Source organism: Cobetia sp. SIMBA_158, from assembly GCF_046566945.1.
GTDB lineage: Bacteria > Pseudomonadota > Gammaproteobacteria > Pseudomonadales > Halomonadaceae > Cobetia > Cobetia amphilecti.
On the sequence record NZ_JAWJYL010000329.1, the window covers coordinates 1 to 275 of the forward strand.

Sequence of the window (275 nt, forward strand, 5' to 3'; positions counted from 1 at the left end):
GTTACGTGTTGCACCTAAACCAATGTTATGTGGATATAAAGTAGCACCAATAAATTTGTTATTGCCGTGTACTGCATCAATGCCATATGTAACGGGAATAGCTAAACCGCCTTGTGATGTATCCATTGAGGCTAAATAAAGCTCGTCCATAAAAGACACCCAATCAGATACACTCGCATTACGGTTATTGTGTAAAAATGTTCCACCACCATTCAAAACCGATCCTAAATGATATTTTTTTACATCTTGAGGCGTTACCCAGGTTATTTCTGCTT

The 275-nt window shown here is 38.2% G+C and carries 1 protein-coding gene; it reads right to left on the bottom strand.

Features of this window, described 5'->3' with window-relative positions:
• A partial coding sequence (locus R2R70_RS20155) for a glycoside hydrolase family 3 N-terminal domain-containing protein (protein ID WP_410978926.1) occupies positions 1 to 275 on the bottom strand: 275 nt, incomplete at both ends.